At 71.0% G+C, this 25,144-nt stretch carries 25 protein-coding genes; 14 read left to right on the plus strand and 11 right to left on the minus strand.

From position 1 onward, the window contains the following. Positions 1-90: 90 nt before the first annotated feature. The 5 genes from AB5J49_RS32445 to mce all read right to left on the minus strand — a co-directional run bounded on the left by AB5J49_RS32445 (position 91) and on the right by mce (position 7,566). Positions 91-861, minus strand: a complete 771-nt coding sequence (locus tag AB5J49_RS32445) for an ABC transporter permease (RefSeq protein WP_369172411.1) — start codon at positions 859-861, stop codon at positions 91-93. 2 nt (positions 862-863) lie between these two features. Beyond that, entirely contained in the window at positions 864-1,838 is a 975-nt protein-coding gene (locus tag AB5J49_RS32450) for an ABC transporter ATP-binding protein (protein ID WP_369172412.1), read from the minus strand. A gap of 86 nt (positions 1,839-1,924) precedes the next feature. Then, positions 1,925-2,860, minus strand: a complete 936-nt coding sequence (locus AB5J49_RS32455; protein ID WP_369172413.1) for a cellulose-binding protein — start codon at positions 2,858-2,860, stop codon at positions 1,925-1,927. A gap of 184 nt (positions 2,861-3,044) precedes the next feature. Then, entirely contained in the window at positions 3,045-6,893 is a 3,849-nt protein-coding gene (gene scy / locus AB5J49_RS32460) for a polarized growth protein Scy (protein ID WP_369172414.1), read from the minus strand. A gap of 232 nt (positions 6,894-7,125) precedes the next feature. Then, the gene (gene mce / locus AB5J49_RS32465) at positions 7,126-7,566 is read right to left on the minus strand and encodes a methylmalonyl-CoA epimerase (protein ID WP_369172415.1); all 441 of its coding nucleotides are present in this window, start codon (positions 7,564-7,566) and stop codon (positions 7,126-7,128) included. 148 nt (positions 7,567-7,714) lie between these two features. Here mce and AB5J49_RS32470 point away from each other — a divergent pair, with 148 nt between their 5' ends. From AB5J49_RS32470 to AB5J49_RS32480, 3 genes are all read left to right on the plus strand, one after another. Then, positions 7,715-8,917 carry an acetyl-CoA C-acetyltransferase gene (locus AB5J49_RS32470; protein ID WP_369172416.1) on the plus strand — a complete coding sequence of 401 codons (1,203 nt, stop codon included), beginning with the start codon at positions 7,715-7,717 and terminating at the stop codon, positions 8,915-8,917. A 46-nt stretch (positions 8,918-8,963) separates the two neighbouring features. After that, entirely contained in the window at positions 8,964-9,920 is a 957-nt protein-coding gene (gene meaB / locus AB5J49_RS32475) for a methylmalonyl Co-A mutase-associated GTPase MeaB (RefSeq protein WP_369172417.1), read from the plus strand. A 576-nt stretch (positions 9,921-10,496) separates the two neighbouring features. Beyond that, a complete protein-coding gene (locus tag AB5J49_RS32480; protein ID WP_369172418.1) occupies positions 10,497-11,762 on the plus strand; it encodes an MFS transporter in 1,266 nt (421 codons plus the stop codon). Positions 11,763-11,764: 2 nt separating this feature from the next. Here AB5J49_RS32480 and AB5J49_RS32485 read toward each other — a convergent pair whose 3' ends face one another. Continuing rightward, positions 11,765-12,433, minus strand: coding sequence for a PepSY domain-containing protein (locus tag AB5J49_RS32485; protein ID WP_369172419.1), 669 nt, complete (start codon positions 12,431-12,433; stop codon positions 11,765-11,767). Between the two features lie 160 nt (positions 12,434-12,593). Here AB5J49_RS32485 and AB5J49_RS32490 point away from each other — a divergent pair, with 160 nt between their 5' ends. Next, complete coding sequence (locus AB5J49_RS32490; RefSeq protein WP_369172420.1) at positions 12,594-13,271, plus strand: response regulator transcription factor; 678 nt, start codon at positions 12,594-12,596, stop codon at positions 13,269-13,271. Further along, positions 13,268-14,728: a sensor histidine kinase gene (locus AB5J49_RS32495; protein ID WP_369172421.1), complete on the plus strand. Its 1,461-nt coding sequence runs from the start codon at positions 13,268-13,270 to the stop codon at positions 14,726-14,728. Before AB5J49_RS32490 ends, AB5J49_RS32495 begins: the two co-directional genes overlap by 4 nt. A gap of 37 nt (positions 14,729-14,765) precedes the next feature. Here the strand turns inward: AB5J49_RS32495 and AB5J49_RS32500 are convergent, their stop codons facing one another. The 4 genes from AB5J49_RS32500 to AB5J49_RS32515 all read right to left on the minus strand — a co-directional run bounded on the left by AB5J49_RS32500 (position 14,766) and on the right by AB5J49_RS32515 (position 17,442). Beyond that, positions 14,766-15,242 (minus strand): MarR family winged helix-turn-helix transcriptional regulator, encoded by a 477-nt coding sequence (locus tag AB5J49_RS32500; RefSeq protein WP_369172422.1) that lies wholly within the window; start codon positions 15,240-15,242, stop codon positions 14,766-14,768. A 100-nt stretch (positions 15,243-15,342) separates the two neighbouring features. Then, entirely contained in the window at positions 15,343-16,161 is an 819-nt protein-coding gene (locus tag AB5J49_RS32505) for an AIM24 family protein (protein ID WP_369172423.1), read from the minus strand. Continuing rightward, entirely contained in the window at positions 16,158-16,808 is a 651-nt protein-coding gene (locus tag AB5J49_RS32510) for an AIM24 family protein (protein ID WP_369172424.1), read from the minus strand. Before AB5J49_RS32510 ends, AB5J49_RS32505 begins: the two co-directional genes overlap by 4 nt. 1 nt (position 16,809) lies before the next feature. Continuing rightward, complete coding sequence (locus tag AB5J49_RS32515; protein WP_369175340.1) at positions 16,810-17,442, minus strand: AIM24 family protein; 633 nt, start codon at positions 17,440-17,442, stop codon at positions 16,810-16,812. A gap of 201 nt (positions 17,443-17,643) precedes the next feature. Between AB5J49_RS32515 and AB5J49_RS32520 the strand changes: the two genes are divergently transcribed. The 9 genes from AB5J49_RS32520 to AB5J49_RS32560 all read left to right on the plus strand — a co-directional run bounded on the left by AB5J49_RS32520 (position 17,644) and on the right by AB5J49_RS32560 (position 24,094). Next, a complete protein-coding gene (locus tag AB5J49_RS32520; protein WP_369172425.1) occupies positions 17,644-17,988 on the plus strand; it encodes a DUF3817 domain-containing protein in 345 nt (114 codons plus the stop codon). After that, entirely contained in the window at positions 17,985-18,278 is a 294-nt protein-coding gene (locus AB5J49_RS32525; protein WP_369172426.1) for an MTH1187 family thiamine-binding protein, read from the plus strand. Before AB5J49_RS32520 ends, AB5J49_RS32525 begins: the two co-directional genes overlap by 4 nt. Before the next feature lie 623 nt (positions 18,279-18,901). After that, a complete protein-coding gene (locus tag AB5J49_RS32530; protein WP_369172427.1) occupies positions 18,902-20,011 on the plus strand; it encodes a SchA/CurD-like domain-containing protein in 1,110 nt (369 codons plus the stop codon). 49 nt (positions 20,012-20,060) lie between these two features. Further along, positions 20,061-20,525: a cupin domain-containing protein gene (locus tag AB5J49_RS32535; protein WP_369172428.1), complete on the plus strand. Its 465-nt coding sequence runs from the start codon at positions 20,061-20,063 to the stop codon at positions 20,523-20,525. Next, positions 20,522-21,790, plus strand: a complete 1,269-nt coding sequence (locus AB5J49_RS32540) for a beta-ketoacyl synthase (protein ID WP_369172429.1) — start codon at positions 20,522-20,524, stop codon at positions 21,788-21,790. Before AB5J49_RS32535 ends, AB5J49_RS32540 begins: the two co-directional genes overlap by 4 nt. Then, on the plus strand, positions 21,787-23,040 hold the full coding sequence (locus AB5J49_RS32545; RefSeq protein WP_369172430.1) for a ketosynthase chain-length factor: 1,254 nt from the start codon (positions 21,787-21,789) through the stop codon (positions 23,038-23,040). The genes AB5J49_RS32540 and AB5J49_RS32545 overlap by 4 nt, the downstream gene beginning before the upstream one ends. Before the next feature lie 19 nt (positions 23,041-23,059). Beyond that, positions 23,060-23,326 (plus strand): acyl carrier protein, encoded by a 267-nt coding sequence (locus AB5J49_RS32550; protein ID WP_369172431.1) that lies wholly within the window; start codon positions 23,060-23,062, stop codon positions 23,324-23,326. Position 23,327: 1 nt separating this feature from the next. Then, entirely contained in the window at positions 23,328-23,786 is a 459-nt protein-coding gene (locus AB5J49_RS32555; RefSeq protein ID WP_369172432.1) for an SRPBCC family protein, read from the plus strand. Then, positions 23,771-24,094 (plus strand): TcmI family type II polyketide cyclase, encoded by a 324-nt coding sequence (locus AB5J49_RS32560; RefSeq protein WP_369172433.1) that lies wholly within the window; start codon positions 23,771-23,773, stop codon positions 24,092-24,094. Before AB5J49_RS32555 ends, AB5J49_RS32560 begins: the two co-directional genes overlap by 16 nt. An 83-nt stretch (positions 24,095-24,177) precedes the next feature. Here AB5J49_RS32560 and AB5J49_RS32565 read toward each other — a convergent pair whose 3' ends face one another. Then, the gene (locus AB5J49_RS32565) at positions 24,178-25,143 is read right to left on the minus strand and encodes an amidohydrolase family protein (RefSeq protein ID WP_369172434.1); all 966 of its coding nucleotides are present in this window, start codon (positions 25,141-25,143) and stop codon (positions 24,178-24,180) included. Between the last annotated feature and the right edge of the window lies 1 nt (position 25,144).

Raw genomic sequence — 25,144 nt, forward strand, 5'->3', positions numbered from 1 at the left:
GGCGCACGCCCCCGTAAGGGTTAGGAGCTTATCGGGGCGCTGACGGTTCCACCCATGAGTGAGTAAAGGCTTTCGGTCGGCCGGCCGTCGCTATGCGTCCCGCCGCTTCAGCAGGACGTAACCGCCGGCGAGCGCCGCGATCACCCAGAGCACCATGATCCCGAGCCCGCCCCAGGGGCCGTACGGCGTGCTGTCGTCGACCGGGGTGACCACCTGCATGATCTTGCTGCCGGCCTGGTCGGGCAGATAGCGGCCGATCTTCTCGGTGGCCGGGACGTTGCCCAGGATGTTCGAGATCAGGAAGAAGAACGGCATCAGGATGCCCAGCGACAGCATCGGTGAGCGCAGCATCGCGGCGACGCCCATCGAGAACATCGCGATGAGGGTCATGTAGAGCCCGCCGCCGATCACCGCCCGCAGCACGCCGGGGTCGCCGATGGCGGCCTTGTGCTCGCCGAGCATCGCCTGCCCGAGGAAGAAGGTGACGAAGCTGGTGGCCATGCCGACGACGAGGGCGAGGCCGGTCGCCACCGCGATCTTGCTGAACAGGAAGGTGCCGCGGCGCGGTACGGCGGCCAGCGAGGTGCGGATCATGCCGGTGCTGTACTCGTTCGAGACGACGAGCACCCCGAACACGATCATCGCGAGCTGACCGAGGGTCATCCCGGCGAAGCTGATGAAGGTCGGGTCGAAGGACAGCTGGTCCCGCCGGTTCATGTGGTCGAACTCGTGCTTCGACAGGGCCGAGATCAGCATGCCGAGGGCGATCGTGACCACCACGGCGAGGGAGAGCGTCCACACGGTGGAGGCCACGGACCGGATCTTGGTCCACTCGGAGCGGATCACCTGGGTGGCTGCCATGTTCAGCTCCTCCTCCAGTCTTCGCCCCACGGCTGCCGCCGCTCGGCAGGCGGCGCCGCGGAGTCCGGCGCCGCGGAGTGCGCGTGGTACTCCACCGACTCCGCGGTCAACTGCATGAACGCCTCCTCCAAGGAGGCCTGTTGCGGGCTCAGCTCATGCAGCACGACCCCGTGCCGCGCCGCCAGCTCCCCGATCTGCTCCGCCTTGCCGCCGTCGACCTCGAGCGTGCCGTTGCCCGCCTCCACGGCCGTGATCCCGGCCGTGTGCAGCACGTCAAGCAGCAGCTCCCGCTGCGGGGTGCGGATCCGGACGTACGACTTCGAGTTCCGCGCGATGAAGTCGGCCATGGACGTGTCGGCGAGAAGCCGGCCCTGGCCGATCACGACGAGGTGGTCGGCGGTCAGTGCCATCTCGCTCATGAGGTGCGAGGAGACGAAGACCGTGCGGCCCTGCGCGGCCAGGGACTTCATCAGGTTGCGGATCCAGTGGATGCCCTCGGGGTCGAGGCCGTTGACCGGCTCGTCGAACATCAGGATCCGCGGGTCGCCCAGCAGCGCCCCCGCGATGCCGAGCCGCTGTCCCATGCCCATCGAGAAGCCCTTGGTCTTCTTGCGCGCGACCGCTGTGAGACCCACCGTCTCCAGCACCTCCCGAACCCGCCGCCGCGCGATGCCGTTGCTCTGTGCGAGGCACAGCAGGTGGTTGTAGGCGCTGCGCCCGCCGTGCCAGGCCTTGGCCTCCAGCAGGGCGCCGATGTAGGTCAGCGGGTCCTTGAGCTGGTCGTAGTGCTTGCCGTCGATACGGACGTCGCCTGCGGTGGGGTGGTCGAGGCCGAGGACCATCCGCATCGTCGTGGACTTCCCGGCGCCGTTGGGGCCGAGGAATCCGGTGACGGTGCCGGGTCTGACGGTGAAGGTGAGGTTGTTGACCGCAACCTTCTCGCCGTACCGCTTGGTCAGCCCCTCGAGCTCGATCATGCCGCCCACGCTAAAACGCCACAAAGCCCCCTGCCACCGGAGTGACAGAGGGCTTCGCGGATGTTCAGACGACGTACGCCGAGCGGTTACCGGGTCTGCTGAGCCGGGACACCGCGGGAGATCGGCTCGTCCTCGGCCGGGGTGCCGGCGGCGGCCACCGCGGCGCCCGTGAGGGTCGCCAGCATCTCGCGGACGTTCGTCAGCTGAGCGTTGATCGAGTCGCGGCGGTTGGTGAGAGCCGCGAGCTCGCGCTCGGATTCCGAACGGATCCGGTCGGCCTTGGCGTTGGCGTCGGCCACGATGTCCTCGGCCTGGCGCTGAGCCGTCTCCACCGTCTGGCGGGCGCGGCGCTCGGCGTCCGTGCGCAGCTTCTCGGCCTCCAGGCGGAGCTGCTCCGCGCGGTGCTCGATCTCCGCGAGACGCTTCTCGGCCTTGGCCTGACGGGACGCCAGGTCGCGCTCGGACTGCTCGCGGCGCTTGGCGAGGTTCGTCTCGAAGTCGGCGGCGGCCTGCGCGGCCTTGGCGCGGGTCTCCTCGAAGAGAGCGTCGGCCTCCTCGCGCTTGGACTGCGCGTCCTTCTGAGCCTCGGAACGCAGCTGGGAGGCGTCGCTCTTGGCCTTCTCGACGATCCGGACGCCCTCGTCCTCGGCCTTGGCCTTGCGCTCCGCAGCGAACGATTCTGCGTCGTTGCGGACCTGCTGGGCCGCCGATTCGGCGAGCTCGCGGTGCTGCTCGGCGGCGCGGCGGGCCTCCTCGCGCAGATCCTTGGCCTCTTCCTCGGCGAGGCGGAGGATCTTCTCGACACGCGCGCCGAGACCGGCGTACGACGGCTCTGCGTCGCTTACCTGGGCCTGGGCGTTCTGCGTTTCGAGGTGGAGCTCCTCGATGCGCTTTTCCAGAGCGGTGATGCGGGCGAGAGCGCTGTCACGGTCGGAGACGAGCTTGGAGATTCGTTCGCCCACCTGCGCGCGGTCGTACCCACGCCGCACAAGCTCGAAGCCGTAGGGGGAAGTGTCGCTCATGGGGTTCCTGTCGAATGAGACCGGTGAGGTGATAAGTGGAATCCTAGGGGCCGAAGCGGTGTGTCATCGAGCGGATACGTGTTTGATCTGGAGAATGAGACCCCTTTTGAGTGGCAAGCCGTCGGACGGCTTGCCAAAAACTGGGTCAAAGGCCCCCAGGAGACACCGGAACCCGCTCGCCGCGCTAGCTCTCTGACGACTTGCCACCCGATCGGGGGGCACCCACCGTCGCACCGGCCTTGACCCCGCCGTCCTTGCCCGCGGACGGTGCCTCGAAGGACTCCAAGGCCTCCAGCACGTCCTGGACGCGCGAGATTTCGGCGTTGATGTCCTCCCGGCGCCGGACCAGGACCTCCAGCTCGCGCTTGCCCTCCTCGACCGTGCGCCGGGCCTCGCGGATCGCCTCGGCCTTGAGTTCCTCGGCCTCCTTGATCAGCGACGACCGCTTCTGCTCGGCCTCCTTCAGCAGCCCCTCGGCCTTCTTCACGGCGGCGATACGGACCTTGCCCGCCTCGGAGTTGGCCTCCGAGACCAGTTCCTTCGCCTTCGCCTGGGCCTTGGCCAGCTGCTCCTCTGCGGCCTTGATGAGGGCGTCGCAGCGGTCGCCGGCCGACTTCATCGTCTCGGCGGACTCGCGGCGGGCCCGCTCGTGCAGCTGCTCGATCTCGCTCGTGATGCGCTCGCGCAGCTCCTCGGCGCGCTCCCTGATCGAGGTGGCGTCCCGGCGGGCGCCGACGAGCAGCTCGTCCGCGTCCGTGCGGGCCTTCTCCACCATGGAGTTGCCCTCGACCGTCGCCTCGGACACCAGCCGGTCGGCCTCCTTGCGGGCGGCGCCCACCATGGTGTCGGCCTGGCCCTCGGCGTCCGCGGTCGTCTTGTGCGCCTGCTGTTGCGCCTCGGTGAGCAGCTTGTCCGCCTCGGCCGTGGTCTCCGAGATGAGCTTGTCGACCTGCTCGGCCGCCTCGGAGCGCCGCTTGTTGGCGTCCTTGCGGGCTTCGTCGAGGGTGCGCTCGGCCTCCTCGCGCGCGGAGGTCACCAGCCGCTCGGCCTCCGCGGCCGCCTCGGCCTTGACCCGCTCGGACTCGCTGCGGACCCGCTCGGCGTGCTGCTGCGCGGACCCGACCGTGTCCGAGGCCTCGGCGCGCAGCCGCTCCGCCTCCGACGTGGCGTCCCCGACCAGCTTCTCGGCCTTGGCGAGCGCGTCGGTGCGCACCCGGTCGGCCTCCGCGATCGTCTCCGACTGCAGCCGCTCCGCCTCGGAACGCGCCTCGGTGATGAGGGTGTCGGCCTGCGTCGCCGCGTCCGACCGGATCCGGTTGGCGTCCTCGCGGGCGTCGGCCCGCGTACGCGACGCGGCCTGGTCGGCCTCGGCGATCGCGTCCGAAGCCTCCGTACGGACCCGCTGGGCGTGCTCGGCGGCGTCCGACCGCAGCCGCTCCGCCTCGGCGATCGCCTCCGCGACGGTGCGCTCGGCGAGGGACTTGGCGGCCTCCGACTCCTCGTTGGCCTCGCGCCGGATGCGGCCCGCGTCCTCACTGGCCCGCTCCCGCTCGGCGTAGGCGTCGGAGCGGACCCGGTCCGCCTCCTCCTGCGCCTCCCGGCGGGTACGGTCCGCCACGTGCTCGGCGGCGCTGCGCAGCCCGGCGATCTCCTCCTGGGCCTGCTCGTGCAGCCCGGACACGGAGTCGCGGACCTGCTGGGCGTGCTGCTCGGCCGCCGACACCATCTCGGTGGCGCGCCGGTCGGCCTCCTCGACCAGCCGCACCGCCTCGGCCTGCGCCTCCTCCACCCGCTTGCGGGCGGAGGCCAGCAGCTCCTCGCTCTGCTCGCGGGCCCGCTCACGCTCCTGGTCGGCCTCCTGGCGGGCGGAGCCGAGGGTTTCCTCGGCCTCGCGGCGACGCCGGGTGGCCTCCTCCTGGGCGGCGGCCAGCGTCTCGGACGCCTCGGTGGCGAGCCGCTCGGCGGCGGCCTGCGCCTCCGCACGGACCCGGTCGGCGGTGTCCTGGGCCTCCGACTTCAGCCGCTCGGCCTCGGCCGCGGCCTCCGACCGCAGGCGTACGGCGATGGCCTCGCCCTCGGCACGCGACGTGGACGCGTCCGCCGCGGCCTCGTTGCGCAGCCGGTCGGCCTCGTCCTCGGCCTGCTGCTGCAGCGTGCGGATCCGCTCGGCGGCCTCGGCGCGCAGCCGGTCGGTCTCCTCGGCGGCCTCGCGCCGGATGCGTGCGGCCTCCTCGCGGGCGTCGGTGAGCGCCTGCTCGGCGGCGGCGAGGCGCTGCTCGGCCTCCGACTGCAGCCGCGTCAGCTCCTCGGCGGCTTCCGCGCGGCGAGCCTCTATGGCCCGCTCGGTCTCCTCGTGCAGCTCACGGGCGGCCCGCTCGGCGTCGGACTTGATGCCCTCGGCCTGCTCGACGACCTCCTCGCGGTGCCGCTCGGCCTCCTGACGGGTGCGCTGGAGGGTCTCCTCGGCCTGGCGGCGCAGCGTCGTCGCCCGCTCGATGGCCTCGGTACGGACTTTCTCGCTGTCCGTCGTGGCCTTCTGGCGCAGCTCGTCCGCGTCCTGCCTGGTCTTGGACAGCAGCTCCTCGGCGGTCTTGGCCGCCTCCTCGATCTGCTGGACGGCCTCCTTGCGGGCCTCCGCGCGGATCTTCTCGCCCTCGGCGACCGCCTCGGAGCGCAGCTGCTCGGCCTCGCCGCGCAGCCGGCGGGCCTCCTCCTGCAGCTCGACCGTCTTGGCGCGGTACTCCTTGGTGTCGTCCTTCGCCGAACCCTTGAGCTGCTCGGCGATGTCGTGCGCCTCGGCGCGCAGCCGGTCCGCCTCGGCCTCGGCCTCGGTGCGGATCCGCTCCGCCTCCTCAGCTGCCGCCTTGGTGGTGTTCTGGGCGTCCTCCTGCGCCTTGTTGAGGACGTCCTCGGCCGTCTTGGCCGCCTTCGACAGCTGGGTCGCGCTCTCCTCGGCGGTGATCGTGCGGGCCTTCTCGGCGGCCTCCTCGACGATCTTCTCGGCCTCGGCACGCGCGTCGGCGACGATCTGCTCGGCGTCCGCCTTGGTGCTCTCCGCCTCCTTGGTGGCCTCGCTGACCAGGCGGGCGACCTGCTCCTTCGCCGTTCGCGTGCGCTGCTCGTTGGCCGACTCGGCGCTGGAGAGCGTCTTCTCGGCGGCCGTCTTGGCCTCGGTGACCAGCTTCTCGGCCTCGGACTGCGCCTTGCGCAGCGCCTCCTCGGCCTGTGCCATGCGCTGTTCGGCGGCCCGGCTGAGCTCGGTGGCCTGGCGGCGTGCGGCGTCCGACTCGGTCGCGGTGGAGCTGCGCAGCTGCTCGGCGTGGTCGGTGGCCTCCTGGGCCTGCGTGGAGGCGGCGTTCAGCAGCCGCTCGGCGTCCGTACGGGCCCGGAGCAGGATCTGCTCGGCCTCCGCACGGGCCTCCTCGGCCGCGCCGGTGAGGCGCTGCCGGGCCTCGCTGGTGAGCCGCTCGGCCTCGGCGCGCGCGGCAGCCATGGCCTGCTCGGCCTCGGCACGCGACTCGTCGAGGAGCCGGCGGGCCTGCGACTCGCTGCGGGCGCGCAGCTGCTCCGCCCACGCCACGTTCTCGTTGACGTGCGACTCGACGGTCTGGCGCCGCTCGGCCAGCTCCTGGTCCAGCTGCTGGCGGCGGGTCACCGCCTCCTGGTGCAGCTCGGCCTGGAGCCGGGCGGCCTGCTCGGCGTGCTCCTGGAGGATCCGCTGGGTCTGCGCGCGGGCCTGGCTGAGCTCCCGCTCGGCCTCCTGGCGCAGCTGGTCCGCCTGGACCTGGGCGTTCCGCAGCAACTGCTCGGCCTGGTAGCCGATGTCACCGCCGTCGAAGGCCGGTCGGGACATGATGGTGCGCCGCGCCTCGTGCAACTTGGCGCGCAGCACCTCGACCTGGTAGCCGAGGTCCTCGGCGTGCTGGATCGCCTTTTCCCGCTCGGTCTTCAGCCGATCCATCTCGGCCTCGAACCGAGAGAGGTGGTCGACGTCAGCCGCCGGCTCTCGCTCCTGGCGTTCGTAGCCCCGCACTGCGCGGTCCCATCCGTCCCCTGGTCGCAAGTCTCTCCATACGAGCACCGTCCATCCGCCGAACGGGGCCCCCGGGGAATGGTGTCAGATCAACGGCGAAGCACGGGCTGTTGCCCCACCCTCGTCCCCCGAAACCCGGACCCCGGACGGTCCCCCCGTCGGACGGAGGGGCCGGGTCACCCTGGACTGAGCGGCGACCGCCCCCAACCCTACCGGCCCATATGTACGAGGGTCAGTGCTCAGGTGACTCAACGGGCGCCGAAGTGACCAGTTCTGTCAGTACGCCGTGGCAATCCTTCGGGTGCAGGAAAGTGATTCGTGACCCCATGGAGCCGATCCGGGGCTCTTCGTACAGCACTCGTACGCCCTTGCCCTTGATGTCGGCGGCGTCGCCGTCCACATCCGCCGTACCGAAAGCGATGTGGTGGACGCCCTCGCCGTTCTTGTCGAGCCACTTCGCGACGGTGGAGTCCGGGCGGGTGGGCTCGAGAAGCTGCAGGTAGGAGGCACCGCCGTCGGAGGTGTCGTTGATCTTGAGCATGGCCTCGCGGACGCCCTGCTCCTCGTTGACCTCGGAGTGGAACACCTCGAAGCCGTATGTGGCCCGGTAGAACTCGACGGTCTTGTCGAGATCGAAGCAGGCGATTCCGATGTGGTCGATTCGCGTCAGCATGGAACTCAGTGCAGCGCTCCCGAGGTGGTTACGCAACGTGCGCGCGATCACACCGACGGCCCGGTGACGGCACGGAGTGCCACTCAGTACATTCGAAGTAAACCCTCGTTCACTCCTCGGCAGTGCAGCCGGAAGGGGATCGCACCTCATGTCTGGAACGAACAGCACGACCTCGGTCATCGTCGCGGGCGCCCGTACGCCCATGGGACGGTTGCTGGGCTCGCTGAAGTCCTTCTCGGGAGCAGAGCTCGGCGGCTTCGCGATCAAGGCAGCCCTCGACCGTGCGGGGATCGGCGGCGACCAGGTGCAGTACGTCATCATGGGCCAGGTGCTCCAGGCCGGGGCAGGGCAGATCCCGGCACGCCAGGCCGCGGTCAAGGCCGGCATCCCGATGAACGTCCCGGCGCTCACCGTCAACAAGGTGTGTCTGTCCGGCCTCGACGCGATCGCCCTCGCGGACCAGCTGATCCGCGCCGGCGAGTTCGACGTGATCGTCGCGGGCGGCCAGGAGTCCATGACCAACGCCCCGCACCTGCTGCCGAAGTCCCGCGAGGGCTTCAAGTACGGCGCGGTCGAGATGCTCGACGCGATGGCGTACGACGGTCTGACCGACGCCTTCGAGAACATCGCCATGGGCGAGTCGACGGAGAAGCACAACACCCGCCTCGGCATCCAGCGCCCCGAACAGGACGAGATCGCCGCCCTGTCCCACCAGCGCGCCGCCGCCGCCCAGAAGAACGGCATCTTCGAGGCGGAGATCACCCCGGTCGAGATCCCGCAGCGCAAGGGCGAGCCGGTCGTCTTCAGCAAGGACGAGGGCATCCGCGCGGAGACCACGGCCGAGTCGCTGGGCAAGCTGCGCCCGGCGTTCTCCCGGGACGGCACGATCACGGCGGGTTCGGCGTCGCAGATCTCGGACGGCGCCGCCGCGGTCGTCGTCATGAGCAAGGCCAAGGCGCAGGAGCTCGGCCTGGACTGGATCGCCGAGATCGGCGCCCACGGCAACGTGGCGGGCCCGGACAACAGCCTCCAGTCCCAGCCCTCCAACGCCATCCTGCACGCCCTGAAGAAGGAGGGCCTGGAGGTCTCCGACCTCGACCTGATCGAGATCAACGAGGCCTTCGCCGCCGTCGCGGTGCAGTCAATGAAGGACCTCGGCGTGTCATCGGAAAAGGTGAACGTCAACGGCGGAGCCATCGCCCTGGGTCACCCGATCGGTATGTCGGGTGCGCGGCTCGTCCTGCACCTGGCCCTGGAGCTGAAGCGGCGGGGCGGCGGCGTGGGCGCGGCCGCGCTGTGCGGCGGCGGCGGGCAGGGTGACGCACTGATCGTGCGGGTATCCAAGGCCTGAGCGCCCGTCTTTCGGTACGTATTCGGAGACTCGGAACGGAGCTGTGATGCAGGACGTCTCCACGCTGGTGGCCCAGGCCAGGGAGGGGCGGCCGAGGGCCGTGGCCCGGCTGATCTCCCTGGTGGAGGGGGCGTCCCCGCAGCTGCGGGAGGTCATGGCGACGCTGGCCCCGCTGACGGGCAATGCGTATGTCGTCGGCCTGACCGGATCTCCCGGCGTGGGCAAGTCGACGTCCACCTCCGCCCTGGTGACCGCGTACCGCAAGCAGGGCAAGCGGGTCGGCGTCCTGGCCGTCGACCCGTCCTCGCCCTTCTCGGGCGGTGCCCTGCTCGGCGACCGGGTGAGGATGTCCGACCACTCCTCCGACCCCGGCGTCTACATCCGCTCGATGGCGACGCGCGGCCACCTGGGCGGCCTCGCGTGGGCCGCCCCGCAGGCGATCCGTGTCCTGGACGCGGCGGGCTGCGACGTGATCCTGGTCGAGACGGTCGGCGTGGGCCAGTCGGAGGTGGAGATCGCCTCGCAGGCCGACACCTCGGTGGTCCTCCTCGCCCCGGGCATGGGTGACGGCATCCAGGCGGCGAAGGCGGGCATCCTGGAGATCGGCGACGTGTACGTCGTCAACAAGGCCGACCGCGACGGCGCCGACGCCACCGCCCGCGAGCTCAACCACATGCTCGGCCTCGGCGAGTCCCGCGGCCCCGGCGACTGGCGCCCGCCCATCGTCAAGACGGTCGCCGCGCGCGGCGAGGGCGTCGACGAGGTGCTGGAAGCCCTGGAGAAGCACCGGGCGTGGATGGAGGAGCGCGGGGTCCTCACGGAACGCCGCCGCGCCCGCGCCGCCCGCGAGGTGGAGACCATCGCCGTCACCGCCCTGCGCGAACGCATCGCCGACCTCCACGGCGACCGCCGCCTCGACGCGCTGGCGGAGAAGATCGTCGCCGGGGAGCTGGATCCGTACCGGGCGGCGGACGAGCTGGTGGCGGGGCTCACGCGGGCCTGATTCCCCTCCCGGCGGGGCGACCCCGAGCGGGCGTCTCGCCGACGGCGCGGCGGGGGCTGTTCTTGCGGCGGCCGTGAGAGTGCGGCTGGCGTGCTCCGGCGGTTCGGTCGGCTGTGAGGGCGTTGCTTGTCGGCCCTTTCGCGCGGGTGGCCCCGAGCGGCCCTCCCTAGCGTGCCCGGGGTCCCTTTCGTGTGAGCGGCCCCGAAGCGGGTGTCTCGCCGACGGCGCGGATGGGGGCTGTTTTTGTGGCGGCCATGAGGGTGCGCCTGGCGTGCTCCGGCGGTTCTTTCGTGCGGGTGGTCGGGAGCGCGCGGCTCTCGGGGCCCTTGCGTGGGGGCGGCGTGGCGCGGGTGACTCGCGGTTGTCGGCTTCCAGGGGCCCTTGGGGCTCAGCCCTTCATGTGGTCGGCTCCCGGGCATTTGGCGTGGTCAACTCCCGGGCCCCACTGCTAGGTTCATCCCCATGTACCTCCTCGTGGCATAGGGCGCGCCCTGCCCGCGCACGGTGGACGGCCCTCGGCCGTGACCGGCGCGGCGATCCGGCGTCCCCTTTTTCGCCTCGAGTCGAGGAACTTCCGTGTCTTCCACCCCTGTCGTGCGGCCTTCGTATGCCGCCGTTCTCCGGATCCCGTACGCCCGCCGCACCTTCGCCGCCGCCCTGCTCGGCAGGCTGTCGTACGGCATCGTCCCGCTGGCCGTGATGCTCGCCGTGACCCGGGCCTCCGGGTCGTACGCCGTGGCGGGCTTCGTGATGGCGCTGTTCTCCGGGACCAGCGTCTTTCTGTCGCCCGCGAGGGCGGCCCTGATCGACCGGTACGGCCCCCGCCGGGCGCTGGTGCCGATGACCGCGGCGTACACCGCGCTGCTCGGCCTGTTGACCGTGGCCGTATGGCGTCCGCACGGCGCCTCTCCGCTCGTGCTGGGCGCCGTGACCGCCGCCGCGGGCGCCTGTACTCCGCCGCTGGGGCCGACCATGCGGGCCGTGTTCGGCCGGCTGGCCCCCGACAAGGCGCTGCTGCAGCGCGCCTACAGCCTGGACTCCGTCGCCGAGGAACTGCTCTTCGTCTCGGGCCCGTTGCTGGTGGGCGTGCTCGTCGGGTTCGCTCCGCCGGCCCTCGGGATCGTCGTCGGGGCGGTGCTGATCGCGGCGGGGACGGCGGGGTTCGTGTCGTCGCCCGTGGTCCGGGGCGTGACGCCCGGCGACGCGAAGGCGGGGCCGCGCGGCAGGGGCCGGCGTCGGGTGCTGCGCGGCATCGGGCGGCCCGTGATCGCCGCCGTGGGTGTCGGGCTCGCGCTGGGCGCCGTCGAACTGCTGGTCGTGGCGTTCGCCGAGGGGCGCGGCCACGGCAGTGACAGCGTGGCCTGGGTACTGGCCGCCCTGTCGGCCGGAAGCGCCGTCGGCGGGCTCGCCAACGGGGCCGTCACGTGGCGTCTCCCGGCAGGGCTACGGCTGCCGCTGCTGGCCGCGGGCCTGGGGCTGGCGCTGTTCGGCGCGGGGCTGGCCCCGGGCCTCGGCACGCTCGCCTCGGCCATGGCGGTCGCCGGGCTCTTCGTGGCCCCGGCCATCACCACCGCGTATCTCATCGCCGACGAGGCGGCCGCGCCCGAGGCCCGGGTCCAGGCCGGGGCCTGGGTGAACACGGCCGTCAACGCCGGGGGTACGGCGGGTACCGCGGTCGCCGGGGTGCTGGTCGGACGGCTGTCGACGGGGTGGTGCTTCGCGGTGACCGGTGCGGTGACGCTGCTGGCGGCCGTGGCAGTGGCGAGGGGCGCCACCCGTGACGGGGGCGCCCCTGAGGAAGCGGAGGAGGTGCGGGACGGGGGTGCCGTCCGGGCGGCCTGACGTCAGGCGTCGTCGCGGTCGTCCTGGTCGTCGGCGTGGTCCTGGGTGACCTTGCCCGTCTTGAGGTCGACCTTCCACTCGCCCTTCGTGGTCTCCACGCTCCAGGCCGCGGGACCGTCGTCGTCCAGGTCGACGTCGGTGACGGTGCCCTTCGCCGCGGCGGCCTGGGCGGCCTCGCGGGCGTCCACGCCGGCACCCTTCAGCGCGGCGAGGTCCTCGCGGCCGTCGTTGTCGTCATCGGTGTCGCGCTGGGCGCCGAGGACCTTGCCGGTGCTGGGGGAGACCGAGACGGTGTACTCGGTGCCGTCGGACTTCACGACGTCCACGTCCCAGGCGTCCGTACCGTCGTCGTCCAGGTCGGCGGCGACGGCCGTGCCCGGCGTGTGCTTCAGCGCGGTCGCGATCGCGTCGGCGGCGGTGACCTGGGCGGTGCGGGCCTGCGAGCGAATCTCGGTGAGGTCGTCGTCCCGGTCGTCGGCGGTGTCGTCCGCCTTGTCCGCCCGGTCCTCCGCGGCGTCCTCCGCGCTGTCGTCCCGGTCGTCGGCGACCCGTACGTTCGACTGCCGCTGCGTGGGAGCGCTGCCGTCGTCGCCGGACGCGTAGGCCGCGACGGTGCCGCCTCCGATCAGTGCCGCGGCGGCGACGGTGGCGATGACGATGTTGCGCTTCATGGGGTTCCCTCCCGGGTCATTGCGCTTCACGGCGTTCCGTGTTGCTTCGTGCGGCTTCGTGTCGCTTCGTTTCGACGGGAACCAATCTGCCGAAGCGACGCTGAGAGGAACCTGAAGCCCCCTGAAGAGATCTTCAGCTCCGCTTTGCCAGGCTGTGAGCATGCGCCTGTTGATCGTGGAGGACGAGAAGCGGCTGGCCCTGTCGCTCGCCAAGGGCCTGACGGCCGAGGGATACGCCGTGGACGTCGTCCACGACGGCCGGGAAGGGCTGTACCGGGCCTCGGAGGGGGCGTACGACCTCGTGATCCTCGACATCATGCTGCCCGGCATGAACGGCTACCGCGTCTGCGCCGCCCTGCGCGCCGGCGGCCACGACGTGCCGATCCTCATGCTGACCGCCAAGGACGGCGAGTACGACGAGGCCGAGGGGCTGGACACCGGCGCCGACGACTACCTCACCAAGCCGTTCTCGTACGTCGTCCTCGTCGCCCGTGTGAAGGCGCTGCTGCGGCGTGGCGGCCAGGGCGCCGGGGCCTCTCCCGTGCACGTCCTCGGGGACCTCAAGGTCGACACCGCCGCCCGCCGCGTCTTCCTCGGCGACGACGAGGTGACCCTCACCACCAAGGAGTTCGCCGTCCTGGAGCAGCTCGTGGTGCGGGCCGGCGAGGTGGTGTCCAAGGCCGAGATCCTGGAGCACGTCTGGGACTTCGCGTACGAGGGCGATCCGAACATCGTCGAGGTGTACGTCAGCACCCTGCGGCGCAAGCTGCGCGCCGGGCTCATCCGGACGGTCCGCGGCGCCGGGTACCGGCTGGAGAGAGTGGAGGCCGCGCGATGAGAGGCCGCGTCTTCGGCTCCGTCCGGTCCCGGGCGACGCTGGCCGCCACCCTCGTCGTCGCGGTGGCACTGGTCGCGGCCGGGACCGCCGTACTGCTGTCGCTTCGGTCCAATCTGGTCGGGGAGGCCGGCACGGAGGCGGAACACACCGCACGGGCCGTCGCCACGGACATCGCGATCAAGAGGCCGGACCAACCGCTCTCGGTGGACAAGGACGAACCCGTCCAGGTCGTCGACGAGAACGACAAGCTGCTCGCGGCCAGCGAGGACCTGGAGCGGATCAGCGGCACGGGCACCGACGCGGTGCGGCCACAGCCGCAGACCTCGCCCGGTGGGGGCGGCAGCGGTGAGGACTCCGACGACGACGCGGACGACGACCTGGCCCTGGAGCCGGGCGAGATCAGCGACCACACCACCTTCACGAACGGCACCGCCACGCTCGACGGCGAGACCGACGACTACCGCTTCGCCAAGGTCCACGTCGAGGTCGAGGGCAGGGGCACGCTCACCGTGTACGCGGGCGCCCCGCTCTCCGCCGAACAGGGCGCCGTCAGGACGGCGCTGACCGTCATGCTGATCGGCTTCCCGCTGCTGCTCGGCGTCGTCTCGGCCGTCACCTGGCTGGTCACCCGGCGCGCCCTGCGCCCGGTCGAGGGCATCCGCAGCGAGATGGCCGCGATCACCGCCTCCGAGGACCTCACGCGCCGCGTACCGGTGCCGGACACGCACGACGAGGTCGCCCACCTCGCGCTGACCACGAACGAGACACTGGCCGCGCTGCAGACCTCGGTGGACCGCCAGCGCCGCTTCGTCGCCGACGCCTCGCACGAGCTGCGCAGCCCGATCGCGTCCCTGCGCACCCAGCTCGAAGTGGGCGCCGCCCACCCCGAGTTGCTCGACCTCGACGGCGCCGTGGTGGACACCGTACGACTGCAGGGCCTGGCCGCCGACCTGCTGCTGCTGGCCCGCCTGGACGCGGGGGAGCGGCCCGGTGACACCCGGTTCGACCTCGGGGCGCTGGCCCGCGAGGAGGCCGAGGGGCGGGCCGGTGTGACGGTTCAGGCGCAGGCCGTGGCGGTGGCCGGGACGCGGGGGCAGGTGGGGCGGGTGCTGACCAACCTGCTGGACAACGCCCAGCGGCACGCCCGCTCGGCGGTCACCGTGACCGTCCGGCGGGACGAGAGCGGGGGAGCCGGGGGAGCCCGGGGCGGCGGCGAGGGCGCCTGGGCCGTCGTGGCCGTCGCGGACGACGGGGACGGGGTGGCCGAGGCCGACCAGGAACGGATCTTCGAGCGGTTTGTACGGCTCGACGAGGCCCGCAGCCGCGACGACGGCGGCGCCGGGCTGGGCCTGGCCATCGCCCGCGACGTGGCCGTACGGCACGGTGGCACGCTCACCGTGAGCCGGGCGCCGGCGGGCGGAGCCCTGTTCGAACTCCGCCTGCCGCAGGCTCAGTAGACGCCGGGTCTGCCGACGCCCGCAGGGTCCGCCCGGGTTACGGGCGTCCCCGCTGAGCGCGCAGGTGTTCCGCGATCGGCTTGAGGGCCTTGTCGAGCTCCGTCAGGGACTCGGGGGGCAGCAGATCGATGAAGTGCCTCCGTACGGACGACACATGATGCGGCGCGACCTTCTGCATCGTCTCCATGCCGTGCTCGGTGAGCACCGCGTAGAGCCCGCGACGGTCGGACTCGCAGTTCTCGCGCCGGACCAGGTTCGCGTTCTCCATCCGGGTGATCTGGTGGGAGAGACGGCTCTTGGACTGGAGGGTGGCCGACGCGAGGTCGCTCATCCGCATCCGTACGTCCTCCGACTCGGAGAGATTCACCAGGATCTCGTAGTCGTTCATTGTCAGGCCGAACGGCTGCAGGTCCCTTTCGAGCTGGTACGTCAACAGCCTGTTGACCTCCAGGTGGGTGCGCCAGGCGCACTGCTCCGCATCGGTCAGCCAGCGGGTGGCCGTTTCGGTCTCCATGAATGAAGTCTACCTAAAATGTTGAAAGGCGAACTAGTGAGGGTTTTTGTGACGCGACTGTGTGCGCACACGTTCGATGTCACACTCCGCAGACTACCGCTCACAGCCCGAAGCGACGCTGGAGGTCTCCCAGCTGTCCGGGAAGGCGCGGTGTCCCGGCCGCTTGTGAAGGGCCTGTGTGCGTCCCGCCGGCGCCCGGTACTCCGGCGTCCGGCGGAAGCGCCCCCGTGGCCTGCTCGGCCATGAGGGTTTCGGTCGACTGGAGCAGCACGGTGCCGGCTCCGACGAACTCGAACTGATGCTCCTCTCCGGAGGCCCCGCCGAGGCCTGTCAGTGCACGTAGACCGCCCATCACACCGGTCATGTAGCCATGGTCGTAGTGGTGGCACGGCGACGGGCAGTCGGCCCAGCCGACGAGCGCCTGCGGGTCCACCCGGATCGGGGGTTCCATGAACACCACCGGACCGTTAGATGCCGCCACGAACTTTCCGGTTCCGATGAGTGTCAGAAAACCCGGCACGATCGATTGCTTGAGCGCGAGACTTGGCTGAAAAGCGAGCAGGTTGCCGGAGCGAATGGTCAGGTTGCCGTCTTCGAGGTCGTACGAATTCACGTCGAAGGCCCGGTCGGCCAGCAGCATCTTGCCCGAGCCCTCGGCCACGACCCAGTCGCTCGCGTGCAGAGGCGAATGAAAGGACGTACGGACAAGACGGTCGAGTCGGCCGTGCCCGACGCCGTTGAAGTCGATCGAGCCGTAGTAGGCGATCATCTTCCCCTTCTGCAGGAACCACTGGCTTCCCTTGAGTTCCACGCAGAAGGTGTAGGCGTTGACGTTGTCGTCGCAGGGCAGTGTCGTCGGGTCGAAGACCGCGGGGCCGCCGGGGGTTCCGTAGCCGCCGGGGGTTCCGTAGGGGCTCACAGCTTCTCCTCCGACGCCTGGACGTACACCGCACCGCTGCCGCTGAGCTCCAGCTGGAAGCCCTCGCCGGAGCCGCGGCCCACCATGTCGCGCCAGCCGAGCGCGGTGGACAGCTTGTTGCGTACGTCGCCGTGGTGGGCGACGTACGCCTGTGGGTCGACGTGCACGGGGCGCTGCGGGGTGATCGGGATCTCGAAGACGCCGCCGTGTGCCATGACGGCGACGGCGCCGTGGCCCTTGAGGGTGGTCGTGAACAGCCCCTGCCCGCTGATCTGCCCGCGGACCATGCCCATGACGCCGCCCTGCGAGCCGAGGAACATCGTGCCCTGCTGGAGCGTGCCCTCGAAGGCGAGGAGCCGGTCCGCCTCGACGCACAGAGTGTCGCCGGAGAGGTTGATCACCTGGACGTGGTGGCCGCCGTGCCCGAAGAGCACGGTGCCGCTGCCCTCGACGGACATCAGCGGGGTGTCCTCGTTCGCCACCCGGCGCCCGATCATCGACATGATCCCGCCCTGGCCGCCCGCCATGTTGGGGGTGAAGGACACCTCACCCTTGTAGGCGAGCATCGCGCCGCGCTGGCTGAACAGCCGCTGACCGGGCAGGACGGTCGCCTCGACCATCTTGGAGTTGATCTCGCGGAAGGTCATGTCACACGTCCCCCGCGATCGTGTTCCGCTCGCTCGGCTGTACGTACACCAGCCCGTCCCCCTCGAACCGGATCTGGAAGGCCTCGCCACCGCCTTCGCCCATGAGCGTGCGGAAGGTCACACCGGACTGGAAGGACTGCCGCAGATTCCCCTGATGGGCCACATAGGCCCCCGGGTCGACGGTCAGCGGATACTGCGAGCTGACCCGCAGCACCACCGCGGGCCCGTCCGACATGATCGCCGCCTGTCCGTGCCCCTCGACGGTGGTCGTGAACAGCCCGTTGCCCTGCGAGGCGCCGCGCAGCCCCGTGAAGGACGTGCCGGTCCGCAGCCCCGCGTCGGTCGCGAGCAGGTTGCTCGACTCGACGAAGAGCTTGTCGCCCTGGAGGTTCACGAGGTTGATCTCGCAGGCCCGGTCCGCGAACCAGCACGTGCCATGCCCCTTCACCTCCATCACCGTCATCTGCTCACCGGTGAGCCGCCGGGTCACCATCCCCCGGACGCCCTCACCGCCACCGCTCATCTTCTTGAAGGCCATCTGCCCGTCGTACGCGACCATCGAGCCGTTCTTCGCCTTCACGGCGTCCCCGGTCATGTCGACGGCGAGCACCTTGCTGCCCTGGAGTCGGAACATCGCCACGCAGCGAAAGGTAGCCCGCGGGTGACGTCGCCAAAAGGTCCTGGAGGTGGACATCACCCCTGACGGCACCCCGAGCCACACTCCCTCCCGGCGTTTGCCACAATGGGCGAGCGTTTGTGCTTGCGTTCACAAGCTGATCCGAGCCGACCGACGTCTCTCCCACCGAAACTCGCCGAAACCCACCGAAGGTGACTCGTGGACATCAAGACCGCCACCGCCCTCCGCCGCCTCCGTCTCGTCTCCGGCCCCGAGGCGGTGTCGTTCCTGCTCCTGCTCCTGTGCTCGGTGCTGAAGCGCACCACCGACTTCAACGCGGTGCCCGTGATGGGCGCGGTCCACGGCATCCTCTTCATCCTGTACGTGATCTTCTGGGCGGACGCCTGGAACCGCACCAAGTGGTCCCTGAAGACCGCGGCGCTCTACTTCGTCCTCTCCGTCCTGCCGACCGGCGGCTTCTTCGCCGAGCGCAAGCTCAAGCGCGAGGCCGAGGACGCGGTCATCGCCTCCCGCGCCCGCCAGGAAGGCGTCGTCAACGCATGATCGTCGCGTTCTCCGTGACCCCCCTCGGCGTCGGCGAGGACGTGGGGGAGTACGTCGCCGACGCCGTCCGAGTGGTGCGTGAGTCGGGCCTGCCCCACCGCACCGACGCGATGTTCACCTCCGTGGAGGGGGAGTGGGACGAGGTCATGGACGTCGTCAAGCGTGCCGTGGCCGCCGTCGAGGCACGGGCGCCGCGGGTGTCGCTGGTCCTGAAGGCGGACATCCGTCCAGGCGTGACGGACGGCCTCACCTCCAAGGTGGAGACGGTGGAGCGGCACCTCGCCGAGTAGGCGGCGGCGCTCCGTGGCATCGGGATACGCGAGCAGTGCGTCGATGCCGCGGAGCGCTGTCGTGTCCAAGCCCGAGTGACGAACGGACACTTCGGCTCACTCCTCGACCGTGGCCCGGTGCGTGAGTTCCTTGCGAGGGTGACTCGAACCGGCGCCGTGCGCGCGAGCGAGGCCGTCACGTCGTGAGCCCGTGCGCGGGGCGGGACCCGCTCTCCGCGCGGCGCACGCTGCACGGCCCGACCTCCTGAAGGTCCGCGCGTCGCCGGCGGCCCCCTTCCCCCGCAGGCGGAACTCGTCCGCCCTCAACCCGTGCTCCGGGGGCGGCACATGCCGTGCCCCGGGGACGCCGGCCGGCCGACCGCCGAGCCCCGGCCGGAGCGGGCGGCCACCCGCACCCGCCCGAACAGCGCATCGGCACCCGCCTCTTCGGGCTCGCCCCGGTACCCGCCTGACGTGGTGTCGGCAGCCGGCGGGCACGCCTTCGCGGGCATCCCTCAATTGGCCCGCGCGGCTCGCGGACCCCGGGGCCCTGACCCACGATGAAGGCTCAGGGCCGAAACCCGCGTTCGCGCAGGTGAACACGGACGGCCGCCGCTTGCTCCCGCGAAGGAAGGGTCCGCCGGATGACCACTTCGCCCTATACATCCCAGTCGGCATTCGACGGTTCCAGGATGCGCGTCATCCTGCTCGTCGATCTCCACGAAGGCGCCCAGCAAGAGTTCCTCGACGCGTACGAGTACATGCGTGACCGAGTCGCGTCGGTTCCCGGTCACCTCGGTGACCAGTTGTGCCAGTCCCTGGAGAACCCGTCCCAGTGGGTCATCACGAGCGAATGGGCCACCGCCCCGCCGTACCTCGCCTGGGTGAACAGTGAAGAGCATCTCGAGACGGTCGGGCCCCTGCAGAGCTGCGTCCGTGAGCTGCGGTCGATGCGGTACAGCGTCGTCCGTGAGACCGGCCGTGCCCACCCGGACACCGGCGGACTCCAGACGGCCCTGCGGGTGGGCGACGGCGTGACCCGCCATGCCCTGACCTTCACCGTCAAGCCCGGCTCCGAGTCCAAGGTCGCGGAGATCCTCGCCGACTACGCGCCGCCCCAGGCCCGCGTCGACGACTCCACGCGGCTGCGCCGCACCACCCTGTTCATGCACGGCAACCGGGTCGTGCGCACCGTCGAGGTCGAGGGCGACCTGATGGCGGCGCTGCGCCACGTCTCGCGGCAGCCCGAGGTACGGGCCGTCGAGGAGGCCCTCAACCCGCATCTGGAGCAGCACCGGGACCTGGCCGACCCCGAGTCCGCGCGGGCCTTCTTCGCCCGCGCCGCCATGCCGGCCGTCCACCATGTGGCACGCGGCGGACCGGACCCGGAGGGCCTCACGCGGCACGCCCTGTACTACCCGGCCCGGGCGGGCTGCGGCATGGCGCTGGCCCGGCTGCTCTCCCGGCAGGACGAGACCGCGGCCGCCGACCCGGCCGGCCCGGTGCACCGCAGCACCGTCTTCCAGCGGGAGGACATCGTCGTCCGCCTCATCGACGTACGCGGTGACCCCGAGACCGATCCGGTCAGGGCGCTCGGCATCCACGGTCCGCGCAAGGCCGCCGTGCTGGCACGTCTGCTCGACGGTGGCGCACTCGGCGTGGCCGGACCGCCCACGGGCGACCGGGAGGCGACCCGTCTCCTGACGCACGCCGAGATGGCGCTGATCACCGACCGCAGGGCTGCGCAGCCCTGACGGCACAGCGCAGGGACCCCCACCCCACCGACCGACCTGGAGACAGACCATGGAGAAGATGCGCCCGCGCGTCGTGGACGTGAACGAGATCGAGCCCAACCGCAAGCGTGGTGGCGACCTGCGCACCCTGCTCACCCCTGTCACGGTGGGTGCCACGAGCGGGTTCATGGGCCTCGCCATCATGCGGCCCGGCGAACGCATCAGCGAGCACTACCACCCGTACTCCGAGGAGTTCGTGTACGTCGTCGAGGGCAGGTTGGAGGTCGACCTGGACGGAGAAACGTTTTCCCTCCGTGCCGACCAGGGCCTCATGATCCCCATCGACATGCGGCACCGCTTCCGCAACGTCGGTGACGAGGAGGCCCGGATGGTCTTCCATCTGAGCCCGCTGGCCCCGAAGCCGAGCCTCGGCCACGTCGACACGGAGGCCCCGGAGATCAGCGACGACCTCAAGCCGTACCCGCTCGTCCAGGAGGAGAGCGGGCGTCCCGAACGGCGCGGGGTCCTCTCGTGACCCGGCGGGTGGCGGTCACCGGCATAGGCGTGGTCGCTCCGGGAGGCATAGGGGTGTCCGCGTTCTGGGACCTCCTCTCGGGCGGCCGTACCGCGACACGAGGCATCACCCTGTTCGACCCCGAGGGGCTGCGGTCCCGGATCGCCGCCGAGTGCGACTTCGATCCGCTCGCCCACGGGCTCGAACCCGAGCTGGTCGAACGCGCCGACCGCTACATACAGTTCGCCGTCGTCGCCGCGACGGAGGCCGTGACCGACAGCGGAGTCGACTTCGGCGCGGAGGACCCCTGGCGCGTGGCCGTGTCCCTGGGCAGCGCGGTGGGCGGCACGACCCGGCTGGAGCACGACTACGTCCTGGTCAGCGAAGGCGGGCAGCGCTGGGACGTCGACCACCGCGCCGCGGACCCGTACCTGCACCGGGCCTTCTCGCCCAGCACGCTGGCGTCGGACGTCGCGGAACGGTTCGGCGCCCAGGGGCCCGTGCAGACCGTGTCCACCGGCTGCACCTCCGGGCTCGACGCGGTGGGCTACGCCTTCCACACCATCGAGGAGGGCCGCGCCGACATCTGCATCACCGGGGCGTCGGACTCGCCGATCTCCCCGATCACCATGGCCTGCTTCGACGCCATCAAGGCCACCTCACCCAACAACGACGACCCGGCGCACGCGTCGAGGCCCTTCGACGCCCACCGCGACGGATTCGTCATGGGCGAGGGCGCCGCCGTCCTCGTACTGGAGGACCTGGAGCACGCCCGTGCGCGCGGCGCGCACGTGTACTGCGAGATAGGCGGCTACGCCACCTTCGGCAACGCCTACCACATGACCGGGCTGACCAGTGAGGGACTGGAGATGGCCCGGGCCATCGACGCCGCGCTCGACCACGCGCGCGTGGACCCCACGGACATCGACTACGTCAACGCACACGGCTCCGGCACCCGACAGAACGACCGTCACGAGACCGCCGCGGTCAAGAAGTCCCTCGGCTCCCACGCCTACGACACACCCATGAGCTCGATCAAGTCCATGGTGGGCCACTCGCTCGGGGCGATCGGCGCGATCGAGGTCGTCGCCTGTGTGCTCGCCCTGGCCCGGCAGGTGGTGCCGCCCACGGCGAACTACGAGACCCCGGACCCCGAGTGCGACCTGGACTACGTACCGCGCACCGCACGCTCGCGCAGGCTCGACAACGTGCTCTCCGTGGGCAGCGGCTTCGGCGGTTTCCAGTCCGCGGTGCTCCTGACGGGGCCGGGTGGGAGGACGAAATGAGTGGTAGTGGTATACGCCCCCGGCAGACCGCCGTCACGGGGATCGGTGTGGTCGCGCCCAACGGCCTGCACGCGGACACCTACTGGAAGTCCGTCAAGGAGGGCGCGAGCGTCCTGGACCGGATAACCCGGGACGGCTGCGAGCACCTTCCGCTCCGTATCGCCGGCGAGGTCCGCGGATTCGACGCGTCGGCGTTCATCGAGGAGACCTTCCTCGTCCAGACCGACAAGTTCACCCACTTCGCCCTGGCCGCCGCCGACGCCGCTCTGCAGGACGCGGGGCTGAGCAGCAGCGCCGCCGACTCCCCGTACTCCGTCGGCGTGGTCACCGCGGCCGGCTCCGGCGGCGGCGAGTTCGGCCAGCGGGAACTGCAGAAGCTGTGGGGACAGGGATCCCGGTTCGTCGGGCCCTACCAGTCCATCGCCTGGTTCTACGCGGCCAGCACCGGCCAGATCTCCATCCGCAGCGGCTTCAAGGGCCCCTGCGGGGTGGTGGCCAGCGACGAGGCCGGCGGTCTGGACGCCGTCGCGCACGCCTCCCGGGCCGTGGACCGGGGTACGGAGGTGGTCGTGGTCGGGGCGGCCGAGGCCCCGCTCGCCCCCTACTCCGGGGTCTGCCAGCTCGGATACCCCGAACTCAGCACCGTCGAGGACCCGGCCCGCGCCTACCGTCCCTTCACCTCGGCGGCCTGCGGCTTCGTGCCGGCAGAGGGCGGGGCCGTGCTGATCGTGGAGGACCTGGACCGGGCACAGCGCCGTGCCGCGGTGGTCCGGGCCACGGTGGCGGGGCACGCCGCCACGTTCACCGGCGCCTCGCGCTGGGAGCAGTCACGGGAAGGGCTCGCGCACGCCATCCGCGGCGCCCTCGACGAGGCCGGCTGCGCACCGGAGGAGATCGACGTGGTCTTCGCCGACGCGCTCGGCGTCCCGGAGGCGGACCGCGCCGAGGCCCTCGCCCTCGCCGACGCCCTCGGCCCGCACGGCACCAAGGTGCCCGTCACGGCGCCCAAGACCGGCATCGGGCGGTCCTACTGCGGGGCACCCCTGCTGGACATCGTGGCCGCGGTGCAGGCCATGGAGCACGGGCAGATACCGCCGACCCCGAACGTCTTCGACGTCTGCCACGACATCGACCTGGTGACCGCCACGGCACGCCCGGCCGAGCTCCGCACGGCCCTGGTCCTGAGCCGGGGACTCATGGGCTCCAACGCGGCGCTCGTGCTGCGCCGCGGCCCCGGATCCGCCGTATAGAACGACAAGGAGAACGCGTATGACCACTGAAGTGACCCAAGTGACCGTCGAGGAACTGGCCACGCTGATGAAGAAGGCCGCCGGTGTGACCGTCGACCCGCACGACCTCGCAAGGCGGGCGGACTCCACCTTCGCCGAGTTCGGGCTGGACTCGCTCGGCCTCCTCGGCATCGTGGGCGAGCTGGAGAACCGGCACGGCCGGGCGCTGCCCACCGACGCGGAGCGGTGCAAGAGCCCTCGCGCCTTCCTCGACCTCGTCAACGGCGCACTCACGACGGGAGCCTGAGGTGGCCGGACACACGGAGAACGAGATCACCATCGCCGCACCCCTCGACCTCGTCTGGGACATGACGAACGACCTGGACAGATGGCCGAAGCTGTTCAGCGAGTACGCGTCCTGCGAGGTGCTGTCCCGCGAGGGCGACACGGTGACCTTCCGCCTGACCATGCACCCCGACGAGAACGGCAAGGTGTGGAGCTGGGTCTCGGAACGGGTCGCCGACCGCGAGAAGCTCATCGTGCGGGCCCGCAGGGTCGAGACCGGTCCGTTCGAGTACATGAACATCGTGTGGGAGTACGAGGAGACCCCCGACGGCACCCGGATGCACTGGACTCAGGACTTCGCCATGAAGCCCGACGCCCCGGTCGACGACGCCTGGATGACCGACAACATCAACCGCAACTCGCCCATCCAGATGGCCCTCATCCGCGACCGCATCGAGGAGGTCTCATGCACCACGCCCTGATCGTCGCCAGGATGGCCCCGCAGTCGGCACCGGACATCGCCGACGTCTTCGCGGCCTCCGACCGCGGCGAACTCCCGCACCTCGTCGGGGTGACCCAGCGCTCCCTGTTCCAGTTCGGCGATGTGTACATGCACTTCATCGAAGCCGAGCAGGACCCGGGTCCCGCCATCGCGAAGGTGGCCGGGCACCCCGAGTTCGTCGACATCAGCAGCAGGCTCGAAGCGTTCGTCAGCCCGTACGACCCGCAGACCTGGCGGAGTCCGAAGGACGCGATGGCGCGGCGCTTCTACCACTGGCGGCGGGACTGAACCCAGGCAGCGGGACCGCCGAACGAAGTGAGCCGCCGCCCGCGCTGAACCAGGCGCGGGCGGCGGCTTCGGCGTGCGGCCGGTCACCGACGCGCGAGCGCCGGCATCAGCCGCAGGGCGTTCTCCCGGTTGATGCCCTCCAGTTGCTCCGCCGAGAGGAACGGGTCGCTGTCCAGAGCGGGCGCCACGCTGTCGGCGATGACATGCGCGGGGGTGGGCGGCCAGTCCGTGCCGAAGAGGATGCGGTCGGGGTCCACCGTCGTCAGCAGGGTGGGCGTGGCCGAGGGGGACATGGGGCCCGCCGTGTCGAAGTAGAACCGGTGCAGGTAGTCACGGACCCGGCCGGGCTCGATGGGCGGCGTGATGCGCCCGCCGAAGAGTTCGAGCCGGGTGGCCATGTACGGGAGGAAGCCTCCTCCGTGCGGCAGGATGAAGCTGAGGTTCGGATAGCGGTCCAGGGTGCCGTTCCTGATGAGGTTGATGGCCGCGCGCGTGGTGTCCATGAGGAAGTCGCACACGAAGGGCGGCATGCCCGGCAGCCCCGCGGCGCCGTCCTTCCCGGCCGGTACGTCCATGGGGTGCGTGCTGATGACCGCGGACCGGTCGTTCAGCTCCTGCAGAAGGCGGTCGTGCGACTCGTCCCCGAGCACCACGCCGTCCATGCTCGTGCGCGTGCTCACCCCGATGGCTCCGAGCTCGTCCAGGCCGTACGCCAGGCTCCACGACGACAGTTCCAGGTCGTCGAGGAACACGGGGGTGAAGAAGGCGAAGCGTGCGGGGTGGCTCTCGACGACGTCGGCCGCCGCCCGCAGGGCGACACGTGCGCTCTCCTGGCGCTCCGCACGCTCACGGAGCCGGCCGAGCATCGCGACGGTCATGACGGACGTGCCGATGCCCGTCTTGTCCATGACCTCCAGTGCCGTGCCCAGGTCCCAGCGTGTCCACCAGGGCAGCTTCTCGCGGTTGACCACTCCTCGTTCCTCGGCCCAGTCCAGCCAGGCGGGGGCGGTGAAGTGGTGGTGGACGTCGACGCGTCCGGCAAGGGTCATA

Source organism: Streptomyces sp. R28 (genome assembly GCF_041052385.1).
Classification (GTDB): domain Bacteria; phylum Actinomycetota; class Actinomycetes; order Streptomycetales; family Streptomycetaceae; genus Streptomyces.

Excerpts from the sequence above, each read along its gene's own strand:
- AB5J49_RS32445 (WP_369172411.1), bottom strand. The coding sequence starts at position 861 with ATGGCAGCCACCCAGGTGATCCGCTCCGAGTGGACCAAGATCCGGTCC.
- AB5J49_RS32450 (WP_369172412.1), bottom strand. The coding sequence starts at position 1,838 with ATGATCGAGCTCGAGGGGCTGACCAAGCGGTACGGCGAGAAGGTTGCG.
- AB5J49_RS32455 (WP_369172413.1), bottom strand. The coding sequence starts at position 2,860 with ATGAGCGACACTTCCCCCTACGGCTTCGAGCTTGTGCGGCGTGGGTAC.
- mce (WP_369172415.1), bottom strand. The coding sequence starts at position 7,566 with ATGCTGACGCGAATCGACCACATCGGAATCGCCTGCTTCGATCTCGAC.
- AB5J49_RS32470 (WP_369172416.1), top strand. The coding sequence starts at position 7,715 with ATGTCTGGAACGAACAGCACGACCTCGGTCATCGTCGCGGGCGCCCGT.
- meaB (WP_369172417.1), top strand. The coding sequence starts at position 8,964 with ATGCAGGACGTCTCCACGCTGGTGGCCCAGGCCAGGGAGGGGCGGCCG.
- AB5J49_RS32485 (WP_369172419.1), bottom strand. The coding sequence starts at position 12,433 with ATGAAGCGCAACATCGTCATCGCCACCGTCGCCGCCGCGGCACTGATC.
- AB5J49_RS32490 (WP_369172420.1), top strand. The coding sequence starts at position 12,594 with ATGCGCCTGTTGATCGTGGAGGACGAGAAGCGGCTGGCCCTGTCGCTC.
- AB5J49_RS32495 (WP_369172421.1), top strand. The coding sequence starts at position 13,268 with ATGAGAGGCCGCGTCTTCGGCTCCGTCCGGTCCCGGGCGACGCTGGCC.
- AB5J49_RS32500 (WP_369172422.1), bottom strand. The coding sequence starts at position 15,242 with ATGGAGACCGAAACGGCCACCCGCTGGCTGACCGATGCGGAGCAGTGC.
- AB5J49_RS32510 (WP_369172424.1), bottom strand. The coding sequence starts at position 16,808 with ATGACCTTCCGCGAGATCAACTCCAAGATGGTCGAGGCGACCGTCCTG.
- AB5J49_RS32515 (WP_369175340.1), bottom strand. The coding sequence starts at position 17,442 with ATGTTCCGACTCCAGGGCAGCAAGGTGCTCGCCGTCGACATGACCGGG.
- AB5J49_RS32525 (WP_369172426.1), top strand. The coding sequence starts at position 17,985 with ATGATCGTCGCGTTCTCCGTGACCCCCCTCGGCGTCGGCGAGGACGTG.
- AB5J49_RS32530 (WP_369172427.1), top strand. The coding sequence starts at position 18,902 with ATGACCACTTCGCCCTATACATCCCAGTCGGCATTCGACGGTTCCAGG.
- AB5J49_RS32535 (WP_369172428.1), top strand. The coding sequence starts at position 20,061 with ATGGAGAAGATGCGCCCGCGCGTCGTGGACGTGAACGAGATCGAGCCC.
- AB5J49_RS32545 (WP_369172430.1), top strand. The coding sequence starts at position 21,787 with ATGAGTGGTAGTGGTATACGCCCCCGGCAGACCGCCGTCACGGGGATC.
- AB5J49_RS32550 (WP_369172431.1), top strand. The coding sequence starts at position 23,060 with ATGACCACTGAAGTGACCCAAGTGACCGTCGAGGAACTGGCCACGCTG.
- AB5J49_RS32560 (WP_369172433.1), top strand. The coding sequence starts at position 23,771 with ATGCACCACGCCCTGATCGTCGCCAGGATGGCCCCGCAGTCGGCACCG.
- AB5J49_RS32565 (WP_369172434.1), bottom strand. The coding sequence starts at position 25,143 with ATGACCCTTGCCGGACGCGTCGACGTCCACCACCACTTCACCGCCCCC.